This is a genomic window from Saccharomonospora halophila 8 (assembly GCF_000383775.1).
GTDB lineage: Bacteria > Actinomycetota > Actinomycetes > Mycobacteriales > Pseudonocardiaceae > Saccharomonospora > Saccharomonospora halophila.
The window spans coordinates 48,634-49,863 of record NZ_KB912566.1 but is presented as its reverse complement, the minus strand read 5'-3'; the positions used below and the strand labels follow the sequence as shown (position 1 = coordinate 49,863).

1 protein-coding gene is annotated in these 1,230 nt (G+C 73.7%); it reads right to left on the bottom strand.

What is annotated here, in order from left to right; all coding sequences use genetic code 11:
• Positions 1–28: 28 nt before the first annotated feature.
• A partial coding sequence (locus tag SACHA_RS22465) for a leucyl aminopeptidase (RefSeq protein WP_019811104.1) occupies positions 29–1,230 on the bottom strand: 1,202 nt, incomplete at its 5' end.

Below are 1,230 nucleotides of genomic sequence, written 5' to 3'. Positions count from 1 at the left end.
CGGCCCCGGCGGACGGGTCGGGCGCGGGTCAGCCGTTGTCGGCGACGTCGGCCAGCACGGCCGCGATCGTGCGCACCGGGACCCCGGTGCCACCCTTGCCGGTGTAGCCCCACGGCGAACCCGTGTGGTAGGCGGGGCCCGCGACGTCGATGTGGGTCCACGGCACGCCGTCCGCGACGAACTCCCGCAGGAAGTGCCCCGCCGCGAGCATCCCACCCCAGCGCTGCCCGCTGACGTTGGCGATGTCGGCCAGCTTGGAGTCCAGGTCGGAGCGCAGTTCCCCGGGCAGCGGCATCGGCCAGCCGTTCTCCCCGGTGGCCCGCGCGAGGTCGGCCACCCGGTCGCGGAACTCCTCCTCGCCCATGACCCCGGGGGTGCGGTTGCCCAGCGCCACCTTCTGCGCCCCGGTCAGGGTGGAGGTCTCGACCAGGTAGTCCGGATCCTCCTCGCAGGCACGCACGATCGCGTCGGCCAGGACCAGGCGCCCCTCCGCGTCGGTGTTGAGCACCTCCACGGTCTTACCGCCGTACATCGTCAGCACGTCACCCGGGCGGTACGCGGTCGCCGAGGGCATGTTCTCCGCGAGCGGGATGTGGGCGACGACCTCCAGCGGGTACTTGAGTTTCGCGGCCAGCAGCACGGACGCGAGCACGGCCGCGGCGCCGGCCATGTCCGAGGTCATCTCGTCCATGCCGGCGGCGGGCTTGATCGAGATACCGCCGGTGTCGAAGGTGATCCCCTTCCCGATGAGGGCGACCGTCTTCTTCGCCTTCGGGCCGCGGTACCGCAGCCGCAGCAGGCGTGGCGGACGGGACGAGCCACCGCCGACCCCGAGGATCCCGCCGAATCCCTTGCGCGCGAGTGCCTTCTCGTCCAGCACCTCGAAGTCGACGCCCGCGTCCTCGGCCAGCTCCCGTGCCCGGTCGGCGAACGAGCCGGGGTAGAGATCGTTCGGCGGGGTGTTGACCAGGTCACGGGCCACCGTCACCGCCTCGGCGATCGTGCCGGCGGCCTTGAGCGTGGCCCGGTGCGCGCGGGTCGTGCCCTCCTCGGGGGCGGCCACGTCGAGCGTGCCGACCGGGGCCGTGCCGGGCTCGGACTTGTACCGGTCGAACGTGTAGGAGCCGAGCACGGTCCCCTCGACGGCGGCCTGCAGGTCCACCGCCGACAGTGTGGTCAGGGCCCGTGCGGTGCCCGCGAGGGCCCGCCCGGACGCGCCGGCCGCGCGGC